This is a genomic window from Kerstersia similis (assembly GCF_965139615.1).
GTDB classification, from domain to species: Bacteria; Pseudomonadota; Gammaproteobacteria; order Burkholderiales; family Burkholderiaceae_B; genus Kerstersia; species Kerstersia similis.
On the sequence record NZ_CBCSIQ010000009.1, the window covers coordinates 20,852 to 38,803 of the forward strand.

Below are 17,952 nucleotides of genomic sequence, written 5' to 3' on the forward strand. Positions count from 1 at the left end.
AAAACAGAACTGTCATTTGAGAAAAATCCATGAACGTCGTTTCCGTTGATACCCCTGGCGGCCATTACCCCATCACCATCGCTCCCGGCCGGCTGGATGCGCTGGCGTCGGCGATTCCGGCGGACGCGACACGCATTGTGCTGGTCACGAATCCGACCATAGATGCGATTTACGGTGATCGCGTGCGCCAGGCACTGGCAGCCAGTGGCAAGCCGTTGTTTGATGTCTTGTTGCCCGACGGCGAGCAATACAAGACCTGGGAAACGCTGCAGCTGATTTTTGATGCCATGCTGCGACAGAAATGCGACCGGCGCGCCGTGATCGTGGCGCTGGGGGGCGGGGTGACGGGGGATATCGCCGGCTTTGCCGCGGCTTCCTATATGCGGGGCATCCGTTTCGTGCAGGTGCCCACTACCTTGCTGGCGCAGGTGGATTCCTCGGTAGGTGGCAAGACGGGTATCAATCATCCCTTGGGCAAGAACATGATTGGCGCTTTCTATCAGCCGGTGGCGGTGGAAATCGACACGGATGTGCTGCGCAGCCTGCCGGCCCGGGAAATTTCCGCCGGTCTGGCCGAAGTCGTGAAATATGGCCTGATCCTCGACCGCGAGTTCTTCGATTGGTGCGAAGCCAATGCCCAGGCGTTGCGCGCGCTGGATCCGCAAGCGCTGGGGTATGCCATTCGACGTTCCTGCGAATTGAAAGCCTGGGTGGTGTCGCAGGATGAGCGGGAATCCGGCCTGCGCGCCATCCTCAACCTGGGGCATACCTTTGGCCACGCCATTGAGGCGGGCCTGGGGTACGGCAAATGGCTGCATGGCGAAGCCGTGGGCTGCGGGCTGGTGCAGGCTGCCGAACTGTCGGCCGAGGTGGAAGGCTTGCCGCGCGAGGATGTCGAGCGCGTACGCAAGGTCGTGGCGGCGCTGGGTTGTCCGGTGCAGGCGCCGGACCTGGGCGAGCAGCGCTGGTTCGAATTGATGAAGGTGGACAAGAAAGCCGCGGCCGGGGAAATCCGCTTCGTGCTGACGCCGGAAATCGGCCGTGCCATCACGCGTACGGCGCCGGACGAGGCGGTGCGTGCGGTACTGTCGCGTACGGTCGCCTGCGGGACGCTGGCATGAGCGCCGCGTGCCTGGCCAGGCTTTTGCCCGCGCCGGGCACCAACGGCCTGGGCGCCTACGCATGCGACCCCGGCCAGACACGGGGCCGCCGTGTGGCGGAAGCGCCGCCCTCGAACCGCAGCGAGTTTCAGCGCGACCGTGATCGCATCATCCATGCCGGTGCTTTTCGCCGGCTGGAATACAAGACCCAGGTTTTCATCAACCACGAAGGTGATCTGTTCCGCACCCGGCTTACGCATAGCCTGGAAGTGGCGCAGATTGCGCGTACGCTGGCGCGCAGCCTGCATCTCAATGAAGACCTGATAGAAGCCATCTCGCTGGCGCACGATCTGGGACACACGCCCTTCGGCCATGCCGGGCAGGATGAACTCAATGCCTGCATGCGGGAGCTGTCTCCCGAGGCCGGCGGCTTTGAACATAACCTGCAAAGCCTGAGGGTGGTGGACGAGCTGGAAGAGCGCTATGCGGCCTTCAAAGGGTTGAACCTTTGCTTTGAGACCCGCGAAGGCATACTCAAGCACTGCTCGGTTTCGCATGCCCGCCAGCTGGGTGACGTCGGTCAGCGCTTTCTGGCACGTACACAGCCTTCGCTGGAAGCGCAATTGGCCAATCTGGCCGACGAAATTGCCTATAACAACCATGATATCGACGACGGCCTGCGTTCCGGGTTGGTGCAGTTGCCGCAGTTGCTCGAGGTGCCGGTTTTCGGGCGCCACTATGCCGAGGCTCGCGCCCGTTACCCGGATTTGCCCGAGCGGCGGCTGGTCGCGGAAACCATCAGGCAGATGATAGGCACCCTGATCCTGGATCTGACCGTTGCGACGGCAGGGCGTATTGCCGAACATGCGCCAGCGAGTGTCGATGCCGTCCGTGCGGCGCCCTTGCTGGCAGGGTTTTCGCCAGCCCTGCGGCGCGAAAGCGACGAGCTGAAACGTTTCCTGTTCGAGCACCTGTACCGTCATTACAAGGTCATGCGCATGACCGGCAAGGCGCGGCGTATCGTGCGGGAACTCTATGCTGCCTTTCTGGATGATCCGCGACTGCTGCCGCCTGATTACCGTCGCCAGGGCAAGACGGAACAGGCGCGAGCCATTGCCGACTATATCGCCGGCATGACAGATCGCTATGCCATGCGCGAACATGAGCGGCTGTTCGATATGCGCCGGGTGGAATAAGCCGGTCGCGCTGGCCGGGCAGGTTCTGCCCGGCAGTCATGGCGTATCAGCGGGTGTGGCGATTGAAGACCGGCATGGGCGCCGACTGCCGCAGCACGGCTTCGCTCAACCAGGCGGCAGCGCGATGGGCGCGTTTTGCGACCAGGCTGGCGGGCAGCTGCCGGTAGTCATCATTGAAGACTTCAAAACTGTAGGGGCCGGTGTAGCCGATTTCGTGCATCTGCATCACGATGTCGGTCAACTGGGCATTGTGCGGGCCTTCGCCGGGGAAAACGCGGAAGTGCCGGGCGGCGGCGCGGCGTTCGCTGACCGTATCCACGCTGTGCCAGAGAAAATCCGCCAGCTGCACCAGGAATATTTTTTCCGGGGAAATATCGCTCAGGGCGGCGAGCGGCGTTGCCGTGGCGAGTATATGGTAGGAGTCCAGCACCAGCCCGAGATTGGGACTGTCGGCGGCTTCGACGATATGCCAGGCCAGGCGGTAGTCATTGACGGTGCGTGCCCAGGAAATGGCTTCGTAGGCAATGCGGATGTTCAGCGGGATGGCCAGCGTGGCCAGGCGCCGCAGGTCGGTGGCGATGATGTCCTGATCCTGGCTGGCATGGCCGGAAGTCGAGGCGCTGGCGATCAGCATGCGGCAATCCAGCGCCTGGCAGAGTTCCAGCAGATGCTTGGCGATGTCCGTTTTGTATTCACGCAGCAGGCCGGGCAGGCCTTCATAATCGCGTAGCGCCTGCAGGGCGGTGACTTCCAGGCCGCTGCAGCGCACCAGGTGGATGGCATCGTCCAGGCCCTGCGGGTGTTCAACCAGGTCCTGCGCCGACAGGCTGATACGGGTGAAGCCGGCCGTTTGGGCCGCGGCCAGCCTGGCTTGCAGGGGGCCGGCCAGCGAGACGCTGTCTATGCCGAATTGTCCGATGTTCATGACACCGCTCCTGGGCTGTCTTCCAGTTCGCGCACCAGTTCAAAATGCACGCCATCCAGGTAGGCCTGCGTCAGCGCGCCGCGCTCATCGCTGTGCAGCAGCGACGATTCCACGAAATCCAGGCCGTTGCGGCGCATTTCCGCCACACTGGCCAGGACATCTGGCGTGGCGAAGGCCAGGCGGTGCAGCTGTTCGACCGGATGGGCACTGGCCGCGTCTGGCGTGGGCTCGATCAATTGCAGGAAGAAACGGCGGCAGGGGCTTTGCAACACACGGCCGCTGGGCAGGTTGCCGAAGCGCGTGCCAGGGGGCAGGGCGCTGAAGTCGAGCAGGTTTTCGTAAAAGGCGATCCAGTCGTCCAGGCGGCCGATGCCGACATATTGCACGATGCCGAAAAAACGCAGCGGCGTGGGGAGCGTGCGGCGTGCGGCGGGAACATCTACCGGTACGAAATCGACGTCGTAGATGGAAAATTCTTCGTAGCGATCCACGAAATAGATTTTGCTGGCGCCCACGCCACGGATGGCGGGAATATTCAATTCCATGGCCTCGACCTGGGGGGCGACGGGCCAGGCGCCTCGTGCCGTGGCGGCGCGCCAGGCCGTGCCAGCATCACGCACGCGGAAAGCGATGGCGGCGATTTCAGGCATGGCTGAGGGGTAGGCGGTGCTCAGGCCTTCCTGGGTATGGGCATTGACGATAATGTTCATGCCGCCCTGACGATATAGCAGCACTTCGCGGGAACGGTGGCGTCCGGCCAGGTGAAAGCCCAGTTTTTCCAGCAACTGCCCGAATGCCTGCGGGCGGGTAGTGGCGTATTCGATGAACTCAACGCAATCCAGCCCCAGGGTATTGCGCAGCTCGCCGATGGCTTCACGATCCGAAATACCGTTCATAGGGTAAAGCTCCTGTTGCGAATGAGAGAAGGGCAGGCGCGCGCCGGCACTATATTGCCATGGAAAGCGCGCGTTGCAGATAAGGGGCGGTAGGGCTATCCGTCGTGGCAATGGACTCGGGCGTGCCCTGGGCCACAATCTGCCCGCCGCCCTGGCCGCCTTCCGGCCCCATGTCGATCACCCAGTCCGCAGTTTTGATGACATCGAGATTGTGCTCGATCACTACCACGGTATTGCCCGCTTCGACCAATTGGTTGAGAACTTGCAGCAGCATCTGTATATCCTGGAAGTGCAGGCCGGTGGTCGGCTCATCCAGGACATACAGCGTTTTGCCGGTGCCACGCCGAGCCAGTTCCAGCGAAAGCTTGACGCGCTGGGCCTCGCCGCCCGACAGCGTGGTGGCGCTTTGCCCCAGGCGGATATAGGACAGCCCGACATCCGCCAGGGTTTGCAGGCGCCGTGCGATGGCGGGTACGGCGTCGAAATATTCCAGCGCCTGTTCTACCGTCAGATCCAGCACTTCACTGATGTTGCGGCCCCGGTAGCGGATTTCCAGGGTTTCACGGTTGTAGCGTTTGCCGTGGCAGGTATCGCAAGGCACGTACATATCCGGCAGGAAGTGCATTTCGACCTTGACCACGCCGTCGCCCTGGCAGGCTTCGCAGCGGCCGCCCTTGACGTTGAAGCTGAAGCGGCCGGGGTCGTAGCCTCGCGCACGGGCTTCGGGCACGCCGGCAAACAGCTCGCGCATGGGGGTAAACAGGCCGGTGTAGGTCGCCGGGTTGCTACGCGGCGTGCGGCCGATGGGGCTTTGATCGACGGTGATGATTTTGTCGAAATGCTCCAGGCCGCTGACGGCGCCATAGGGCGCAGGCTCTTCCTGGGCCCGGTTCAAGGCCATGGCGGCCACGCGGGCCAGGGTATCGTTGACCAGCGTGGATTTGCCTGAACCGGAAACGCCGGCAACGCAGACCAGTTTACCCACGGGCAGGCGCAGTTCGACGTTCTTCAGGTTATTGCCGGTGCAGCCGGAAATTTCCAGCCAGCGCGTGTCTGCATCGACGGTACGGCGTTGCGGGATGGCGACGGCGCGCGTGCCATTGAGATACTGGCCGGTCAGGGAGGCGGGCTGGGCCTGGATGTCGGCGGGCGTGCCCTGTGCCGTGACCGTGCCGCCGTGCTCGCCTGCACCCGGCCCCATGTCCACGACCCAGTCGGCTTCGCGGATCATATCTTCATCGTGTTCGACGACGATGACGCTATTGCCCAGGTCGCGCAAGTGCTTGAGCGTACTGATGAGGCGGTCGTTGTCACGCTGGTGCAAGCCGATGGAGGGTTCATCCAGCACATACATGACGCCCGTCAGGCCCGAGCCGATCTGGCTGGCCAGGCGGATGCGCTGGGCTTCGCCGCCGGAAATCGTGGTGGCGCTGCGATCCAGCGACAGATACCCCAGGCCGACGTTGTTCAGAAAGCGCAGCCGGGCGCTGATTTCATTGACAATACGCGCGGCGATTTCCTGGCGCGCCCCTTCCAGGGCGAGGTTTTCGAACCAGTGCTGGCAGGCAGCCAGCGGCATGGCCTCGACTTCATAGATCGCCAGGCCGGTCTCCTGGCCCAGACGCTCGCCCGGCGGCATGTCGTTGCCGATACGGACATGCCTGGCTTCTGCGCGCAGGCGGGAACCGCCACAATCCGGGCAGGTCTGGATGCTGCGGAATTTTTCCAGTTCTTCGCGCACCGCGGAAGAATCGGTTTCGCGCCAGCGTCTTTCAAGATTGGGGATGATGCCTTCGAACGGATGGCTGCGCACGGTGCTGCGGCCTTTCTCGTTCAGGTAGGCGAATTCGATTTCCTCGGTGCCGGAACCGTTCAGGACGATCCGGCGGACGTCTTCTGGCAAGGCCTCGAACGGGGTTTCCAGGTCGAAGCCGTAATGCGTTGCCAGGCTGTTGAGCATATTGAAGGCAAAGGCATTGCGCCTGTCCCAGCCTTTGATGGCGCCGCCCGCCAGGCTCAGCTCGGGAAAGGCGACGATGCGCTTGGCATCGAACACGCCGACCTGGCCCAGGCCATCACAGCAGGGGCAGGCGCCCATGGGGTTGTTGAAACTGAACAGGCGCGGCTCCAGTTCCGTCAGGCCGCGGCTGCAGACCGGACAGGCGTAGCGGCTGGAAAACACCTGTTCTCTATCGCTGTCCATATCCAGCACCAGGATGCGTCCCTGGGACAAGGTCAGCGCTGTTTCCAGGCTTTCTGCCAGGCGCGAGCGCACGCCGTTGCGCACCCGCAGGCGATCGACCACCACATCGAGGCTATGGCGGGCGTTCGGATCCAGCGCCGGCATGCTGTCGATGTCTGTCATCTCGCCATCCAGCCGCAGGCGTACATAACCCTGGGCTTGCAGGTTGGCACATTCGGCTTCGAAACTGCCCTTGCGATCGTGCGCCACGGGCGCGAGAATGGCGATGCGGCTTTCCTCGGGCATGGCCAGGATGGCATCGACCATCTGGGCAATGCTTTGCGCTTCCAGTGGCTGCCCATGTTCCGGGCAATACGGTGTGCCAACTCTGGCATACAGCAGGCGCAGATAGTCGTGGATTTCTGTTACCGTGCCGACGGTGGAACGCGGGTTGTGGCCGGCGGATTTCTGCTCGATGGCGATGGCGGGCGACAAACCCTCGATCAGATCGACATCAGGCTTATCCATCAGCTGCAGGAACTGGCGCGCGTAGGCCGACAGGCTCTCGACGTAGCGCCGCTGGCCTTCGGCATACAAAGTGTCGAAAGCCAGGGAGGATTTTCCAGAACCCGAGACGCCGGTCATCACCACCAGCTTGTGGCGGGGCAGGTCCAGGGAAATGTTTTTCAGGTTATGGGTGCGTGCGCCGCGTATGCGAATTTCGTCCATCCGGTAGTCACAGATGCGTAGGCCAACTTGGTACTATAGCGCCCTTCAATGTAGTGCGTAGAGGAGAACGGCATGGCGTCGGTCAACAAGGTCATTATCGTGGGCAACCTGGGGCGCGACCCCGAAGTCCGCTACAGCGCGGATGGCGCGGCAATCTGCAACGTATCCGTGGCAACGACTTCTCAATGGAAGGACAAGGCAAGCGGCGACCGCCGCGAGGAAACCGAATGGCACCGCGTGGTGTTCTATGGCCGGCTGGCTGAGATCGCTGGTGAATACCTGAAGAAAGGCCGTTCCATTTACCTCGAAGGGCGTCTGAAAACCCGCAAGTGGACGGACAAGGACAACATCGAACGCTACACCACGGAAATCGTGGCTGACCAAATGCAGATGCTGGGTGGCCGCGAAGATGGCGGCGGCGGTGGTGGTAATTATGGCGGTGGCCGTTCGGGCGGCTCCGATTACGGCGATGCCGCGCCTGCGCCGCGCCAGATGACACAACAGCGCCAGGCACCGCAGCAAGCGGCGCCGCGCCCCAGCCAGGCCGCGAACCTGGCGGATATGGACGACGATATTCCGTTCTGATCCTGCAAAATGGCCGGCCTTGTCGCCGGCCATTTTTTTGGCCATGCCAGCAGGAGGCCGGCTGTGCCGGTCTGGCTTGCGCAGGCGGGGGCAAGAACAATTGCCGGTGCAGGCTGACGCCATCTGAACCTGCTGCCGTGGATCCATTGATGCCGCGCAGAGGCTGGCAGAGCGGCGTCGGGCTGAGTGGGCTGACGAGCGGGGCGAACGCCTGGCCGAACTAATATATCAGGAGACAAAAATGTCGCACCAAGTGCATGCTGTTCCCATAGATGTGCTGTTCAGGCATTGTGACCCGGCAGGCATCGTGTTTTACCCGCGCTATGTCGAAATCCTGCACGACATTGTCGAGCACTGGTTCAATCACGGTTTGCGCATAGGCTATGAAAATCTGCACGGCCAGTATGGGCTGGGGATTCCGACAGCCAGTTTGCATGTGGAATTCAAAGCGCCTAGCCGTCTGGGTGAGCACCTGACGGGCCGCCTGACGGTAGAAAAAATGGGCCGCAGCTCCATGCATCTGAACATAGACCTCTGTGGCCTGGATGGCGCTGTACGGGTCGAAGGTAAAGCCATTGTCGTTTTTGCCTCGATCGCAGAACTGAGTCCGGTCGAAATCCCGCCTGATTTCAGGGCTTTGATTTCCCCTTATCGGCGCGCCGCTAGCACATCGGACGCCTGACCGGCGACAGGGCACCAGGCGTGGATGACCGGCGCAGGGCCGGCACCAGCCTGCCTGGTAGTGGCATGGCACACCATGCCACTACCAGATCAAAGATGTTCAGAAAGTCTTGCGCAGCTTACGGTCCAGAGAAATCAGCCCACCGCCGAATGCCGCGAAAAACAGGCAGCCGAAGGCCCACAGACTGGAGAGCTGAACCGCCTTGTGTTGCAGCGTGGACAGCAAGGCCACGCCGCCATCGGCAAGGCGGCGTGCGCCATTGGCGGTCACCAGCGTCGTCGCTTCCTTGATCGCGGCGATGCCGTCCGCGCTCAGCAGCGGTTCGATGTCATAGGGAAAATGCAAGTGGTACCACACCGTTGTGAACAGCATCACGGCGTTGGCCAGGGCGAATGCGCGTGTATAGAGCCCGAGCACAATCGCCAAACCACCCAGAACCTGAATAATGGCGAGCAAAGGTGAAAATAGCCAGCCGGGATGGAACCCGATATTCTCCACAAAACCGACTTGACCCAATGGGTCCAGGATCTTGGGCCAACCCTCGATCAGCAGCCAGCCGCCCAGTGCAACACGCAGCAGCAGCCAGCCCAGCGGCTGGGCGAATTGGTTATAGAAACCAGCCAGTCTGGGGATAATCAGCTGGTCTGGCGATACATTGAAATCCAGCGGTGTTTTCATTGCTCTCTCGGTATGAAGAAGGAAAGACCAGCGGCAGAATATCCCCGCCATTTTGATACCAATTTTTATAATACTCTTGGCTTTCTTATCAAAGTATCTGTTTTTGTGCTTTATTGGCGCTGCGCCAGCCAGGCCAGGGTAGCGGCCCAAGCGATCATTTTTTATACGAATGACAGCGGAAAACGGATGCCTGGATACGCAATGCTTCCCTCTTGCAGGCTTTCATATAGTTAAAAATGATAAGTACATTCAGCAGTGCCGAGATTGCTGAGCGTGCCCCCCGGTTCGCTTTGATTCCGGTAGGCGCATTCGAGCAGCATGGGCCTCACCTGCCCGTGACCACGGATACCCTGATTGCCCAGGCGATCGGCGCTGCCGTCTGCGAGCGGGCGGGCGGCATGCTCGTCAGTCCGGTGACGGTAAGCTGCTCGCATGAACATGCGGGGTTCCCAGGCACGGTTTCGGTATCGGCCACGACGCTCGCCATGCAGATCAATGATATGGCGGATTCTCTTGAAGCGGCAGGATTCGGCCTGGTCGTGGTACTGAACTGCCATGGGGGCAACTATGTCCTGTCCAATGTGGCGCAGGAGCGCAACGTGCGTTGCCCGCGTCTCCTGCTGCTGCCGGCGCGCCAGCATTGGGAAGCCGCTGTGGCGCATGCAGGCGTGGCAAGCAGCCCGAGCGCTGATATGCATGGCGGTGAAATCGAAACCTCATTGCTGCTGCATATCCAGCCTCAGGCCGTCCGTACCGACAGGATTCGGGATCATGCCGCGCCGCAACGGCCGTTGCTGACCTTTCATGGCATGCGTCATTACGCAGAACAGGGCATCATCGGTTTTCCGTCGCGGGCGACTGCGGAGAAGGGCCGTTTGCTATTGGAGAAAATGACCGAACTCTTGGCGCAGGAAATTCTGCCGCTCCTGGATTAAGAGGCGTCTTGCACGGTGTCGGGATTGCCCTTGATCGCCCAGCCGCCATCCACGGCCAAGGTCGTGCCTGTGATGTAGCTGGCGGCGGGCGACACCAGAAAAGCGGCGGCAGCGGCAATTTCCTCAGGGTCGGCCAAACGGCCCAAAGGGGTATGCCCCTGGATGGCTTCCAAATTCAGGACACCCTTGTGCTGTAGCGCCAGCGTCAGGGCGGTGGCGACATAGCCCGGCGCAATGGCATTGACGCGTATGCCCTGGGCGCCCCATTCCACTGCCATCGCGCGCGTCATGCCCAGCAGCCCGGCTTTGGCCGCGCTATAGGCATTGCGGGCAGGGATGCCGACAAAGCTGGCGATGGATCCGGTATTCAGGATGGCGCCGCGATTGCCTCGTGCGTCAGGAGCCTGGCGCAGCATATGCGCAGCGACGGCCTGGCTCATTAGGAAAGCTCCTCCCAGATGGATGGACAGCAGGCGGTTGAAACCTGCCGCTGTTTGTTGCAGCGTGGGCACGGTCTGTTCGCCGATGCCGGCGTTGTTGATGAGGGCGTCGATCCGGCCGAAGTAGGACGCCGCAGCGTTGACTGCATGGTGCACGCTGTTTTCCTGACTGACATCGCAACCCAGTCCCAGATGCTGCGGACCGAGTGCTGCGGCGCGCTGGCTGGCCAGGGTGGCATCCAGATCGAGAATGGCCACACGCCAGCCTTGTTGGGCCATATGGCAGGCGGTAGCCCAACCGATACCATTGGCTGCGCCAGTGATCAGAATCGTGGAAGGTACAGGCATGGCTTTGTCTCCTTGTTTTTTTTGCAGGCTGAATGCCATTTATGATAGAAATAGGATTCCAATATTGAATCATGTTCCAGTATTGTGCGGCAGGATGGCAGGAGCCGCGTCTTTCCGTGTCGGGAGCGGGGCAGCTGCGCTGCGCGGCTGGTAGCCCCCTGGAAACCGGCAGTGTTGTTGGCGCTCTCAGGCGTCTTCTGGATGGATGGCCCGTGAAACCGAATACGACCCCGCTGGTGCAACAAGATGAACCGCTGCCCGATGTCAAATACCTGCGCTTTCTCGATACGCTCTATCGCACCCGACGGTTGAGCCGGACGGCGGAGCTACTGGGCCAGAGCGCGCCGACCATGAGCATCTGGCTGGCGGCGCTACGTGAACAACTGCATGACGCGCTGTTTGTCCGTACGCCGGGAGGCATGCAGCCGACACCGCGTACAGAGGCGCTCATCCCGCTGGTGCGCACGGCGCTGGCATCGTTGCGCGGTATCGTGGCGGGGCCCGAAGCCTTCAACCCGGAAACGGCACAGCGGCAATTCCGCCTGTGCATGACCGATGGCAGTATGCTGACCCTACTGCCGCGTATCCTGGCGCATCTGCGCTTGCGGGCACCCCAGGTCAAACTCAAGGCCATCAAGATCAGCGCCCGTACGCCCCGGTTGCTGGAAAATGGCGATGCGGATCTGGCGCTGGGTTTTGTTCCTACGTTGGCTACCGGTTTTTACCAGCAAGCCTTGTTTGACCAGGTCTGGGTTTGCCTGGTCAACCCGGATCATCCCGTCATCAGCAAGCGCCTGGATCTGGCGACCTATGCCCAGGCGCGGCACATCGAAATCCCGGAGGGAACCGGGCATGCCATGCTGGCAGATGCACTAGCCAGGCATCAGATTGCGCGCCAGGTGGCATTGGAGATCCCGGTGTACCTGGGCATGCCGGCCATCATCTCCTGCAGTGACCTGATTGCGACGGTGCCAAGCCTGACCGGACATACGCTTGCGCGTCGCTCCGGACTGAGTATTTACCCATGTCCTGTGCCTGTGCCTGCCTTTACCGTCATGCAATATTGGCATGAGCGCGTTCATCTTGATGCGGGTCATCGTTGGTTCAGGCAGGTGATCCACGAGGTCTGCGCGGATCGTACGCGTACTCCCGCAGCGCCTTGATTGGCGGTGTTTTTGCGTCATCGCGCGTGGTGGCGCCAAGCTGAACCCTGACGTTTGCGAACACGGCTGGAGCGTGCCGGGGCGCGGGGATTTTCTCTCTGGCGCCCAGGCATGTTTGCGAAAGACAAACATGCACTTTGCCTGCGTCCCAATGCCAACCTGAATGCGGCTTCCTAGAATTCGCAAAAAAACGAGGAGGCAGGCATGAGGGTACTGGTGACCGGTGGCAGTGGCTTTCTGGGAGCATGGGTGGTGCGCCAGTTGGCCGCTGCAGGGGCGACTCCCGTGGTGTTCGACAGATCCCGCAGCCGCGACAAGGTGGTGCAGGTGGCTGGGGCGGCATTGGCGCGGGAGCTGGTGTGGGTGGTGGGAGATATCCGACGCCGTGAAGATGTGATGGTGGCCGCCGAGGGCTGCCAGCGCATCATCCATTTGGCGGGAATGCTTACGCCTGCCTGTTCGGCAGATCCGCTGCTGGGGGCAGAAGTGAACCTGATGGGTACGCTGAATGTGTTTGAAACAGCGCGCGCTTTCGGGATGCCGCAGGTGGCCTATGCCAGCAGTGCAGGCGTCTATGGACCGCAGGACAATCATGCGCCGCTACCGGCCACGTTCTATGGCACCTACAAGCTGGCCTGCGAGGGCGCTGCCCGCGCTTACTGGCTGGATCATGGCATGGCCAGTGTGGGCCTGCGGCCTTTTGTCGTTTATGGGCCGGGGCGCGAGAGTGGTTTGAGCGCCGGTCCGACGCTGGCCTGCCAGGCGGCTGCGTTGGCGACATCCTATGTGCATCCCTTCACCGGTACTTGCGGCCTGGTGTATGTCGAGGATGTGGCGGCCGCCTTTGTGCAGGCCGCCTTGCATCCGACGTCCGGGGCGCAGGTTTTCAATATGGGTGGTGAGGATGTCCCTGTCGAAGTCCTGCTGAATCTGATCCGCTCCAAGGTGCCCGATGCGCAGTTGCGGGCCGAGGGGCCGCCATTGCCGATTGCGACAGGGCAGGGGGATGCGGGCTTGGATGACTGGTTCCCGGAGCGGCCACGCACGGCCTTGGCCGATGGCTTGGCCCGCACGATTGCCTATTACCGGACAGCGGCACGGCAACAGGAGCCATCGGTATGACCCAGGATAAAAAAGGACGGGTCGCTTTGATCGCCGGGGCCGCGGGTGGCATAGGGGTCGCGGTGGCGCAGCGCCTGGCAGGTGAAGGCGCGGTACTGGCCCTGCTGGATAGGGAATCGGAGAAAGTCGAGGCTTTGGCAGAGCGCTTGCCGGGCAGCCTGGCGTTGAGCTGTGACCTGACTGATGAAGCAGAAGTCGGCCGGGCCGTCGAACAGGTGGCAAGGCATTTCGGACGGCTGGACATTCTGGTGCATAGCGTGGGTCTGATCGGTGCGTCGCTGGCGGTGCATGAGCTGCCGGTGGAGGACTGGGATCGCATCATGGCAGTCAATCTGCGCAGCGCATTTTTATGCTCCCGCGCCGTCGTGATGCCCATGCTGCGGCATGACTATGGCCGCATCGTGCATATAGCGTCCATCGCAGGCAAGGAAGGCAATGCCCAGCAATCGGCGTACTCGGCCGCCAAGGCGGGCGTCATGGCCCTGGTCAAGTCGCAAGGCAAGGAGCTGGCGCTTACCGGTATCCGCGTCAATGGCGTTGCGCCCGCTGTCATACAGACCCCGCTGGCCGATCAGATGACCCCGGCCGTGAAAGCGGCCGTGTTGTCGCGTATTCCGATGGGGCGGCCAGGCGAGCCCCGGGAAGTCGCCGCGCTGGTGTCTTGGCTGGCTTCGACCGAATGTTCATTTTCCACGGGGGCGACTTTTGATCTATCCGGTGGCCGGGCGACGTTCTGAGACCGGCCTATGCCCGAAGGGGCAATGCAGCAGCCACGCTGTGCCCGCGTGAAGCCGGTGCGGCGACATCATAAAAATCCAAGGAGACAGACATGAAAAAAGACGATCCGCGCATGACGCAGGACACCCCGGCGGGCCGTCGCCGGTTTATGAAAACCTGCGGCGGGGCGACGGTTGCTGGTGTGGCGGCCGGCTGGTCGCTGCCGGCGCTGGCCCAGGCCAAGCCCATCACGCTCAAGGCGGTGGTGCAGCATCGCAATGGCGAGTCGTACAAGAAGTGGGCCTGGCTACAGGAGCAGGTGGAGCAGCGCAGTGATGGCAGGTTGGCGATCGAGATCACCACCATCGGTGAGCTGGGCCTGGGGGGCTCGGAGATGTTGCGGGTACTCAAAAGCGGCGTCATCGACATGGCTGAAGTCCTGCCGGGTTATGTCGCAAGCGATTTCCCGATGATCGAGGCCTGCGATTTGCCAGGTATTTCCAAGAGCTTTGACCAGTCGCGCCAGATGTACGACGTCTGGACCAGCAAGGTTGTTGCCAGGCATGAAGCGGTGCTGGGCGGCAAGGTCATCAGTTCTTTCTGCTGGTCCACGATGTTCATGTACACCAAGTTCCCACTGGATGCGCTGGCGAATTTCAAGGGACGGAAGATCCGGGTCTTTGCGCCGGCACAGGCACGTTTCCTGACGGCCTTGGGCGCGGAACCGGTCAGCATGACAACCGCCGATATGTATCCGGCCCTGCAGCGCGGCATCATCGACGGCGCCATTACCGGCACCGAGCATGTGAAAGCCAGCAGCCTGTGGGAAGTCACGCGCTATATGACCAACATCAATATTCCGCCCATGGGTTCCTACATCGTGCTGGGTTCGCGTTCCTGGGCCAGGCTTCCGGCGGATTTGCAGCAGATTTTTGTCGATATCGGCCCGGCGCTGACGGATCTGGGCTGGAAGCTTGGGCGCGATAACGATGTGCTGGGATTCGAGTATGCGCGGGAAAAAGACATGGTGCTGACCCTGGAAGCCAAGCCGGATTGGGTGCCGGAACTGACACGGATTTCCTCTCAGGACATCGTGCCCTGGTGGGCGGGACGTGCGGGGCCGCAAGCCAAGAAAAACTTCAACGAATTCCTGGCGCCTATCGTCGGCTACACGCTGAGTTGAGCGGCTTTCCTGCCAACCCTGGCTCCCCTGGCGGTGCTGCCGTATGGGGGAGTGTCGTTCCTAGGGGAAGAACGTGATGGTTCTACGTAATTTGTTGGCCCGCCTGGCGGAGTCCATGGCCTGGGTCAGCGGCCTGTTGTTTCTGCTGCTGGCGTTCTATATGACGGCGGATGCGCTCAGCCGCACGCTGGGCGGTCCGTTTACCGGTGTGGCGGATCAGGTCGCATCGCTGACGCTGGCGCTCGGGGCGTCGTGGGCATTGGCCATGGGTGTGAATAATGGCACCCATGTTCGTTCCGACATTCTGCTGCCTTTGCTGCCGGCGCCGCTCAAGCGGCTGTTTGGCATTTTTGCGCTGATCGGCCTGACGGCCCTGGCGTGGATACTGACTTGCAATTTCTACATCATGGCCCTGGAGTCTTATGAAATCGGTGCCATGTTGCCGCAGTCCATCGTGGAAATGCAGCTCTACATCCCGCAAGCCATCTCAACGTTCGGCTTCCTGATTTTTGCCCTGACTTCGACGCTGGCGCTGCTGATTGCCATCGCGGGTCGTGCGGGCGCCGATGAAGACGGAGGTGCCTGATATGGTTGCTGTCGTAACGACTTCCCTGCTGGTGCTGTTCGCCTTTTTCATGCTGAGCTTTCATGTGGCCAGCGCATTGGGGCTGACAGCCGCCATTACCGGCTCTTTGTTCCTGGGGGATATCTGGAGCTTTTTTGCCCAGATTCCCTGGAACAACATCAGCAACAGCGGTTTGATCGTGGTGCCGCTTTTTATTCTGATGGGAGAACTGCTGCTGCGCAGCGGTGTGACCGAAGACCTGTATGAAACGCTGTCCAAATGGATGGGGCGGGTACCAGGCGGTCTGCTGCATTCCAATGTACTGGCCAGCGGCCTGTTTGCCTCGATCTGCGGCTCCAGCGTGGCGACGACTTCCACCATAGGTGCGGTGGCGTTGCCGCAAATGCGCCGGCACGGCTATGACGAAAAGCTGGCCATGGGTTCGATTGCTTCCGGCGGCACGCTGGGCATTCTGATTCCGCCCAGTGTGATCATGATCATCTACGCCATCATGGCGGAAGTTTCCATTGCGCAACTGTATATGGCGGGGATTGTTCCTGGCCTGCTGATGATGGTGGCGTTCATGGTGGTGATTTTCATCGCTGCGCTGGTTGCACCTTCCAAGGCGCCCCGTCTGCAGGCTTCGGCAAGCTGGAGAGATCGCATCCGGGGCCTGCGGGCGATTCTTCCCGTGCTGGTACTCATGTTCATGGTGCTGGGGACCATCTATGCCGGTATCGCAACGCCAACCGAGGCGGCGGGCTTCGGGTCGGTTGGGGCTTTTCTGCTGGCGTTGTTGCGTCGCCGGGTCAATCGGGCCATGTTGCGGGATGTCTTCCTGGCTACCGCGTCCACCACAAGCATGGTAATGCTGGTGGTAGTCACTGCCTTCGTGCTGCAGTTCGTATTGTCCCTGGGGGGTGTGCCGGCAGCGGTGTCCAACTGGATCGCAGGCCTGGGCTTGAGCCAGTTGGAATTGATCCTGTTGATCGCCGTGATCCTGGTGTTGCTGGGCACATTCATGGAAAGCATGGCCTTGATTGTGTGCACCATGCCGATTCTGCTGCCCATCCTGAAAATGGCAGGCGTGGATCTGGTCTGGTTCGGCATCATTGCGGTCATCCTGGTGGAGATGTCGCTGATTACGCCGCCGGTAGGGATGAACCTGTTCGTGATGCAGGGCTTGCGCACCCGGCTGGATGGCGCACATCGGGTAGGCCCGATCACGCAGGTGTTCGCCAGTACCGTGCCTTTTGTTGTCGCGATGGCGGTGGTGCTGGGTTTGATCATTGCCTACCCGAACCTTGCCATGGGGCTGGTACACAGCATGCGCTAGCGCAACCGGTGTTGCGTCAGCGCCTGGGCGCCTGGGGGGTGTTTTCAGCTGTGCCCCCAGGCGCCCGCTTTGATGTACGGCAGGGTCAGTGAAAGACTTCAGCCTGTGAATTGGCGTCGAGCAGGCGTTCTGTCCATTGTTCCAATTGGGTGGCGTTGGCGTTTTCCAAGTGCTGCATGCTGTCCGGCTCGATAGTGCCGAATTTATGATTCAACATTCGTTGCAGCGCTGCCCTCAGGCCGGCGGCATGGCCTGCCTCATGCCCCTTCTGGCGCGCATCTTCCAGTCCCAACCAGTAATCGGCGACGGCCATCTCCCGGCGCACGGCAATGAGCCGCAAGTCGCGTTCGGTGTACATGTCTTCCAGATGCTGCATGGCTTCACGAACGGGGGCGTATTCGATGGGGTTCATGAGAGTCTCTTCCTGGTTGTGCCGCAGGCAGGTGATCCAGGCAGTCAGCGCTGGGGGAAACGCATGCAGCGTTTCTGCCTTGGTGAGTTCGATTATATGTACCTGCATGGCCTGGCCCAACTGAACGGCGGGGTGGCGGGCATCACGCAAAGTGAAGTGCCAGTCAGCCTGGGCAGGGTAGTCTGGGTATAGGTCATGGCCCAGCAGGCTGATGCTGACCGCGGGCTTAAGTGCTTGATATTCCTGACCAGTATTGAGTTGGTCGGAAAGCATGCGGGTCAGGTAGAACAGGCTGCGCTGCGGCCATTGCGGGTAGTGGCGCAATTGCATTTCGACATTGAACAGACTGCCTTGCGTATCTTGCGCGAGGATATCCAGAATAATCTGTTTGCTCGATACGTCAGAGGGCAGAATATTCGGGTTGCGTACTTGCACGACCTGAATGGGCGGGTAGCGATAGCGCACGGCATTGATCAGATCGGTGAGCAGATGCAGCTGGCGCGAGAATAGTGTCTTGAATACCAGATCGTTGCTGAGTGGCAGTGCCCGGCGGGCGTTGAAGGGCGGTGCCGTGGCGGTGTGAGGGCGGGATTCTCGAGGGGGCGTCGTCATGAGCGTGCTGTGCCTGTATGAAGAAACGGGACAGGCACAGTCTGAGGGTGAAGCAGGCGGCGGCAGGGCGGAATTTATCCCGTTCAGACAAGGGGATTTATACCCAGCCGGCCCTGCGCCATGCATGGGGCAGGAGCAGCCGCTGG

17 protein-coding genes are annotated in these 17,952 nt (G+C 61.3%); 11 read left to right on the plus strand and 6 right to left on the minus strand.

Annotated elements, in window-relative coordinates:
* Positions 1-29: 29 nt before the first annotated feature.
* Together aroB and ACNA1V_RS07535 are read left to right on the plus strand one after the other, a co-directional pair.
* Positions 30-1,121, plus strand: coding sequence for a 3-dehydroquinate synthase (gene aroB / locus ACNA1V_RS07530; RefSeq protein WP_415832976.1), 1,092 nt, complete (start codon positions 30-32; stop codon positions 1,119-1,121).
* Positions 1,118-2,296, plus strand: a complete 1,179-nt coding sequence (locus ACNA1V_RS07535; protein WP_415832977.1) for a deoxyguanosinetriphosphate triphosphohydrolase — start codon at positions 1,118-1,120, stop codon at positions 2,294-2,296. Before aroB ends, ACNA1V_RS07535 begins: the two co-directional genes overlap by 4 nt.
* A 46-nt stretch (positions 2,297-2,342) precedes the next feature.
* Here the strand turns inward: ACNA1V_RS07535 and ACNA1V_RS07540 are convergent, their stop codons facing one another.
* Genes ACNA1V_RS07540 through uvrA form a run of 3 tightly spaced genes read right to left on the minus strand, consistent with a single transcriptional unit; the run spans position 2,343 to position 7,028 of the window.
* Positions 2,343-3,221, minus strand: a complete 879-nt coding sequence (locus ACNA1V_RS07540; RefSeq protein ID WP_415832978.1) for a sugar phosphate isomerase/epimerase family protein — start codon at positions 3,219-3,221, stop codon at positions 2,343-2,345.
* Positions 3,218-4,117 (minus strand): 4-hydroxyphenylpyruvate dioxygenase, encoded by a 900-nt coding sequence (locus ACNA1V_RS07545; RefSeq protein ID WP_415832979.1) that lies wholly within the window; start codon positions 4,115-4,117, stop codon positions 3,218-3,220. The genes ACNA1V_RS07540 and ACNA1V_RS07545 overlap by 4 nt, the downstream gene beginning before the upstream one ends.
* Before the next feature lie 49 nt (positions 4,118-4,166).
* On the minus strand, positions 4,167-7,028 hold the full coding sequence (uvrA, locus tag ACNA1V_RS07550) for an excinuclease ABC subunit UvrA (RefSeq protein ID WP_415832980.1): 2,862 nt from the start codon (positions 7,026-7,028) through the stop codon (positions 4,167-4,169).
* A 72-nt stretch (positions 7,029-7,100) separates the two neighbouring features.
* Between uvrA and ssb the strand changes: the two genes are divergently transcribed.
* Together ssb and ACNA1V_RS07560 are read left to right on the plus strand one after the other, a co-directional pair.
* Complete coding sequence (gene ssb, locus ACNA1V_RS07555) at positions 7,101-7,613, plus strand: single-stranded DNA-binding protein (RefSeq protein WP_415832981.1); 513 nt, start codon at positions 7,101-7,103, stop codon at positions 7,611-7,613.
* Between the two features lie 241 nt (positions 7,614-7,854).
* A complete protein-coding gene (locus ACNA1V_RS07560) occupies positions 7,855-8,295 on the plus strand; it encodes an acyl-CoA thioesterase (protein WP_415832982.1) in 441 nt (146 codons plus the stop codon).
* Positions 8,296-8,394: 99 nt separating this feature from the next.
* On the opposite strand, the gene ACNA1V_RS07565 is transcribed toward ACNA1V_RS07560, so the two are convergent.
* A complete protein-coding gene (locus tag ACNA1V_RS07565; RefSeq protein WP_415832983.1) occupies positions 8,395-9,123 on the minus strand; it encodes a DoxX family protein in 729 nt (242 codons plus the stop codon).
* 86 nt (positions 9,124-9,209) lie between these two features.
* Here ACNA1V_RS07565 and ACNA1V_RS07570 point away from each other — a divergent pair, with 86 nt between their 5' ends.
* Positions 9,210-9,908: a creatininase family protein gene (locus ACNA1V_RS07570; RefSeq protein ID WP_415832984.1), complete on the plus strand. Its 699-nt coding sequence runs from the start codon at positions 9,210-9,212 to the stop codon at positions 9,906-9,908.
* Here ACNA1V_RS07570 and ACNA1V_RS07575 read toward each other — a convergent pair.
* Positions 9,905-10,696, minus strand: coding sequence for an SDR family NAD(P)-dependent oxidoreductase (locus ACNA1V_RS07575; protein WP_415832985.1), 792 nt, complete (start codon positions 10,694-10,696; stop codon positions 9,905-9,907). The two genes, ACNA1V_RS07570 and ACNA1V_RS07575, sit on opposite strands and share 4 nt — an antisense overlap.
* 212 nt (positions 10,697-10,908) lie before the next feature.
* Here ACNA1V_RS07575 and ACNA1V_RS07580 point away from each other — a divergent pair, with 212 nt between their 5' ends.
* The 6 genes from ACNA1V_RS07580 (at position 10,909) to ACNA1V_RS07605 (ending at position 16,782) form a co-directional block, all read left to right on the plus strand.
* The gene (locus ACNA1V_RS07580; RefSeq protein WP_415832986.1) at positions 10,909-11,859 is read left to right on the plus strand and encodes a LysR family transcriptional regulator; all 951 of its coding nucleotides are present in this window, start codon (positions 10,909-10,911) and stop codon (positions 11,857-11,859) included.
* Between the two features lie 204 nt (positions 11,860-12,063).
* Positions 12,064-12,981, plus strand: coding sequence for an NAD-dependent epimerase/dehydratase family protein (locus ACNA1V_RS07585; RefSeq protein ID WP_415832987.1), 918 nt, complete (start codon positions 12,064-12,066; stop codon positions 12,979-12,981).
* The gene (locus ACNA1V_RS07590; RefSeq protein WP_415832988.1) at positions 12,978-13,718 is read left to right on the plus strand and encodes an SDR family oxidoreductase; all 741 of its coding nucleotides are present in this window, start codon (positions 12,978-12,980) and stop codon (positions 13,716-13,718) included. Before ACNA1V_RS07585 ends, ACNA1V_RS07590 begins: the two co-directional genes overlap by 4 nt.
* A 92-nt stretch (positions 13,719-13,810) precedes the next feature.
* On the plus strand, positions 13,811-14,881 hold the full coding sequence (dctP, locus tag ACNA1V_RS07595) for a TRAP transporter substrate-binding protein DctP (RefSeq protein WP_415832989.1): 1,071 nt from the start codon (positions 13,811-13,813) through the stop codon (positions 14,879-14,881).
* A 76-nt stretch (positions 14,882-14,957) separates the two neighbouring features.
* Positions 14,958-15,467, plus strand: a complete 510-nt coding sequence (locus tag ACNA1V_RS07600) for a TRAP transporter small permease (protein WP_415832990.1) — start codon at positions 14,958-14,960, stop codon at positions 15,465-15,467.
* 1 nt (position 15,468) lies between these two features.
* Positions 15,469-16,782 carry a TRAP transporter large permease gene (locus ACNA1V_RS07605; protein ID WP_415832991.1) on the plus strand — a complete coding sequence of 438 codons (1,314 nt, stop codon included), beginning with the start codon at positions 15,469-15,471 and terminating at the stop codon, positions 16,780-16,782.
* Positions 16,783-16,867: 85 nt separating this feature from the next.
* Here the strand turns inward: ACNA1V_RS07605 and ACNA1V_RS07610 are convergent, their stop codons facing one another.
* The gene (locus tag ACNA1V_RS07610) at positions 16,868-17,806 is read right to left on the minus strand and encodes an Rpn family recombination-promoting nuclease/putative transposase (protein ID WP_415832992.1); all 939 of its coding nucleotides are present in this window, start codon (positions 17,804-17,806) and stop codon (positions 16,868-16,870) included.
* Between the last annotated feature and the right edge of the window lie 146 nt (positions 17,807-17,952).

Bases quoted from the DNA above. Each gene is read 5' to 3' on its own strand.
- aroB (WP_415832976.1), top strand. From the start codon at position 30: ATGAACGTCGTTTCCGTTGATACCCCTGGCGGCCATTACCCCATCACC.
- ACNA1V_RS07535 (WP_415832977.1), top strand. From the start codon at position 1,118: ATGAGCGCCGCGTGCCTGGCCAGGCTTTTGCCCGCGCCGGGCACCAAC.
- ACNA1V_RS07540 (WP_415832978.1), bottom strand. From the start codon at position 3,221: ATGAACATCGGACAATTCGGCATAGACAGCGTCTCGCTGGCCGGCCCC.
- ACNA1V_RS07545 (WP_415832979.1), bottom strand. From the start codon at position 4,117: ATGAACGGTATTTCGGATCGTGAAGCCATCGGCGAGCTGCGCAATACC.
- uvrA (WP_415832980.1), bottom strand. From the start codon at position 7,028: ATGGACGAAATTCGCATACGCGGCGCACGCACCCATAACCTGAAAAAC.
- ssb (WP_415832981.1), top strand. From the start codon at position 7,101: ATGGCGTCGGTCAACAAGGTCATTATCGTGGGCAACCTGGGGCGCGAC.
- ACNA1V_RS07560 (WP_415832982.1), top strand. From the start codon at position 7,855: ATGTCGCACCAAGTGCATGCTGTTCCCATAGATGTGCTGTTCAGGCAT.
- ACNA1V_RS07570 (WP_415832984.1), top strand. From the start codon at position 9,210: ATGATAAGTACATTCAGCAGTGCCGAGATTGCTGAGCGTGCCCCCCGG.
- ACNA1V_RS07575 (WP_415832985.1), bottom strand. From the start codon at position 10,696: ATGCCTGTACCTTCCACGATTCTGATCACTGGCGCAGCCAATGGTATC.
- ACNA1V_RS07585 (WP_415832987.1), top strand. From the start codon at position 12,064: ATGAGGGTACTGGTGACCGGTGGCAGTGGCTTTCTGGGAGCATGGGTG.
- ACNA1V_RS07590 (WP_415832988.1), top strand. From the start codon at position 12,978: ATGACCCAGGATAAAAAAGGACGGGTCGCTTTGATCGCCGGGGCCGCG.
- dctP (WP_415832989.1), top strand. From the start codon at position 13,811: ATGAAAAAAGACGATCCGCGCATGACGCAGGACACCCCGGCGGGCCGT.
- ACNA1V_RS07600 (WP_415832990.1), top strand. From the start codon at position 14,958: ATGGTTCTACGTAATTTGTTGGCCCGCCTGGCGGAGTCCATGGCCTGG.
- ACNA1V_RS07605 (WP_415832991.1), top strand. From the start codon at position 15,469: ATGGTTGCTGTCGTAACGACTTCCCTGCTGGTGCTGTTCGCCTTTTTC.
- ACNA1V_RS07610 (WP_415832992.1), bottom strand. From the start codon at position 17,806: ATGACGACGCCCCCTCGAGAATCCCGCCCTCACACCGCCACGGCACCG.